Origin of the sequence: Pseudophaeobacter sp., from assembly GCF_039971195.1 — a bacterium.
In the GTDB taxonomy this organism is placed as follows: Bacteria; Pseudomonadota; Alphaproteobacteria; order Rhodobacterales; family Rhodobacteraceae; genus Pseudophaeobacter.
In genome coordinates this window covers 1-3,218 of sequence record NZ_JBDWPJ010000084.1, presented here as the reverse complement: position 1 = coordinate 3,218, position 3,218 = coordinate 1, and the positions used below count along the sequence as shown (strand labels likewise).

Below are 3,218 nucleotides of genomic sequence, written 5' to 3'. Positions count from 1 at the left end.
ACATCACCGCCGGGTTTCATGCCATAGTACCAGCCCGCAAAGAACAGATCTGCAGAGGCCGAAACCAGGTTTTCAATGCTGGGGTATTTTGGTGCCAGCTCGGGGATCTCGCCGCGCGCTGCGTCGAATTCCGGACTGGTCTTGTACCAGCCGGTGATGCCGGTGACCCCAACCATTCTGTCCTGCAGGCCAAGGGCAAAGGCCATTTCCGACATATTGATATCATGCACCACCAGCCGTTCCGGCATGGTCTCAAAGACCAGCGGCGTGCCGCAGTTGTCGACCTTGACTTCATAGGCGGCGGCACCGCTTGCCACGCCAATCAGGAGTGCGGCAGACCAGAGAGATTTCATTGTAGGTTTTCCTTCAGATTTTGGATCTTTGTTTTGCGAATGTCGAGCACCGGGATCATCCGGCCTTCGTGTGGGAGGTTCAGGTAGCTAACGCCAAAGGTCGCCTGGACATTTTCAGGCGTGAGCACATCACGCGCCGCGCCAAAGGCAACAAGCCGGGTGGATTTCATCAGAGCGGCATGGGTGGCAAACTCCGGGATCATCACCAGATCATGCACCACCATGACAACGGTGATGCCCAAAGCGGCCACCAGGGAGAGAATGCGTCCCTTGGCTTCCGGGTCCAGATGGTTGGTGGGCTCATCCAGGAACAACAACTCGGGCTCCTGCGCCAGGGCGCGGGCGATATGCGCGCGCTGACGCTCCCCTCCGGATAGCTGCGCCATAGGTTTCTGGGTCATTTGTGAGAGCCCCGTGAGCTCCAGAATACGCTCAACGGCCTGATTGTTTTGGGCTGCGGACCTGCGCGCTGCGATGGGCAATTGCCCCAGGGCAACATAGTCCTGCAGCCGCAGCCGCCCGTCCGGAGCGCTGTTCTGACTGACCAGCGCAATCAGCCCCGCCCGGTCGCGGGCTTTCATTTTGCGCAGGCTGGAGCCGGCGATCAGAACCTCCCCCAGCGCTAGGGGTTCGGTGCCTGAAAGCAGGTTCAGCAGGGTCGATTTCCCCGCCCCATTGGGCCCGGCAATTGCCAGGATCGCCCCCTGCTGCAAATCAAAGGACAGGCCTGAAACCAGGGCGTCACCGCTCAACGAGAAATACTCCAGATCACGGACAGAGAGAAAGGCCTGCGTTTTCTTCATGGCCTGGCCTCCGGATTAAAAGCGGGCAGCCGAGCGAGGGTCTTGTTGAACAGGGGCTCCGGCCGCTCCGAGGCCTTGCTCCAGCCGGTTGTGCTGTGCAGGAATTGCCGTGCAAAACTGGCAATCGCCTCGATATCGGCCTCTGTTTCGATATCGCCAAACAGATATTGGGTCTTGCCGGGACCCTGCAGCCCAACGGTGATGGGCCGATCGCAGCCCGCCATGCAGTCAACGCCGCGCAGCGCAATCCGATACGGAAGTCGCGCAGCCAAGGCCGCGCGCAACCTGTTGGCTCCGCTTGCTCCCCGACAGGTGGTGCAAATCAATAGGGAGTGATCAGTGTCCTGTGCCATCTCTCGCCTCGCAGCCAAGCGCGCAAAGAGAGTAGATATCGGTCCATAGACCACAGGTATTATGTGCCATCAAAGCCTCCTACAGGACTCCCCGTCCTGGGTTGAGTGAATAATGTGATGGCAGGTCTCCTGACTCGCGGGTCGAGGCCTTGCTGCGCCTTCCCACCCATTGGGGCAGTGGCTTTTGCAGCAATGCTCTCCGCTCACAGTTGCGGGGGCAGTCACGGATTTGGCGCCTATTGGCTACACCACACCGTATTCCCTTTTCATTCTCCCGGAGTGACCCTGGGAAAAACCATCACGGCTTTGTAGAAGTGTATTCTTTGTTGTGTCAATGGGTGAGGTGCCCCTATGGTGTTTTGCCCGGATCATGGAAGGGCTTGCCGCTGAAGCGCCTGACCACAAAACGATTTCAATCGACGCGAGTTACCTCAAGGCCCACCGGACAGCTTCCAACCTGTCACCCAAAAAAACTGCAGCTGAGGCGAGGTAGGCGGAGTGAAAAGTTCCAATGATCTGTGCTGGTGTAATCTGATAGACGCGAGCGACATCATAAAAGGGCTCTGCAGAAAATAGGCCCAAGAACGCCATCTTTGCCCATTCTTCCTAACCCACCGCTGCCCAACTTCCGAGCAGAAATGGGTGTGCGCGGATCGATGCCGAGCCAACATCAATGGACGCCAAAACGCCCGTTACAGTTATGCCAGTCAAGATGAACGGTACATGTACGCCCAAAGTTAAATTCACAGGACTTTCATCTTGGCGATGGGCTCTCGTAAGAACCATTGGCGTCTAGTCACGGCCTCTCCAAGGACTAGCACCGAAAGCAGAGCTGTCAGAAAGGGGTTCGAGCAGACAGCGACGGCTGCGACGGGGAGTTTTAGAGGAGGCAAAGAAGAATAGAACGTTCGCCAAGTCAGAACGAGTAACGCACTTCGATCGAAGACCCATCTGTTGGCGGCTTTGCGAAACGGAGGCTTGCAGAAGATCCTGTATCGAACCTTTTGAATGTCCCGTGGTTGTCGTCAACAAAACGCTGTTGGGCCGAAAACTTGAGTCAGAAACGGTTTTGCCTGAACAGATGAAACTAAAGTCTGTTCTGGCAGGATCTGGAAACCATCGCCGAGTTGCCTGGCGATCTTGTATGGGTCACAATCAGAAATCGCCTGGCGCGCGGTTTTGATCAGTTGCTCCGGTAGACAAAGGACAGCCTGCGGAGGGTGCCGTCCGGAGGACGTGGGAATGGAGCAGCGTTTCGGACCTGGGCCTTGGCGGCCCGCGCCAGTTCTGTTGAGCCTGTATTGTCCAGAATATCGATCTTGGCCAGGGTGCCATCAGGATTGATCGCGAACAATACCCTGACGCTGCCTGGCTGCGAGACGCGAACCGATGGCGCGCGGTTGAGATGAACCAGAACCCGGCCGGCGTAGTTGGTGATATCCGAATTTCCGTTGCCACCGGACCCCGGGAAGCCGGCTCCGCCGGGTTGGCCGTTGTTTTGCGGCACGAACAGATCCGTCCGGTTGCGTCCATAGGCGCTCAGCGGTGATTCCATTCGTTCGGGCGACTCGAGCCCGCTGAACTGTGAGGCTCCATCGTTTTGCGGCGCAGCCTCTGTTGGAGAGCGGCGTGGTGAAACCGGCGGGCGCAAAGAGGTCGCAACAGCGAGATCCGAGGGGGCATTTTCACTGGGTGTTTCAGCCACGTCC

General features: G+C 57.8%; 3 protein-coding genes, 2 pseudogenes and 1 riboswitch. Of the genes and pseudogenes, 1 reads left to right on the top strand and 4 read right to left on the bottom strand.

Annotated features, from left to right (window positions below; translation table 11 throughout):
- The 3 genes and pseudogenes from ABJP42_RS07320 to ABJP42_RS07310 all read right to left on the bottom strand — a co-directional run.
- Positions 1-353, bottom strand: a pseudogene (locus ABJP42_RS07320) (ABC transporter substrate-binding protein); the annotation flags it as partial.
- Positions 350-1,156 carry an ABC transporter ATP-binding protein gene (locus ABJP42_RS07315; protein WP_348339673.1) on the bottom strand — a complete coding sequence of 269 codons (807 nt, stop codon included), beginning with the start codon at positions 1,154-1,156 and terminating at the stop codon, positions 350-352. The pseudogene ABJP42_RS07320 and the gene ABJP42_RS07315, both read right to left, overlap by 4 nt.
- Positions 1,153-1,509, bottom strand: coding sequence for a DUF1636 family protein (locus ABJP42_RS07310; RefSeq protein WP_348339672.1), 357 nt, complete (start codon positions 1,507-1,509; stop codon positions 1,153-1,155). Before ABJP42_RS07310 ends, ABJP42_RS07315 begins: the two co-directional genes overlap by 4 nt.
- A 102-nt stretch (positions 1,510-1,611) precedes the next feature.
- Positions 1,612-1,824, bottom strand: a riboswitch (cobalamin riboswitch).
- 43 nt (positions 1,825-1,867) lie between these two features.
- On the opposite strand from ABJP42_RS07310, the pseudogene ABJP42_RS07305 reads away from it, so the two are divergent.
- A pseudogene (locus ABJP42_RS07305) lies at positions 1,868-1,981 on the top strand (IS5/IS1182 family transposase); the annotation flags it as partial.
- A gap of 711 nt (positions 1,982-2,692) precedes the next feature.
- On the opposite strand, the gene ABJP42_RS07300 reads toward ABJP42_RS07305, so the two are convergent.
- The coding region (locus tag ABJP42_RS07300; protein WP_348339671.1) for an energy transducer TonB family protein at positions 2,693-3,218 on the bottom strand (526 nt) is incomplete at its 5' end.

Coding starts and splice junctions, on each gene's coding strand:
- ABJP42_RS07315 (WP_348339673.1), bottom strand. CDS start 1,156: ATGAAGAAAACGCAGGCCTTTCTCTCTGTCCGTGATCTGGAGTATTTC.
- ABJP42_RS07310 (WP_348339672.1), bottom strand. CDS start 1,509: ATGGCACAGGACACTGATCACTCCCTATTGATTTGCACCACCTGTCGG.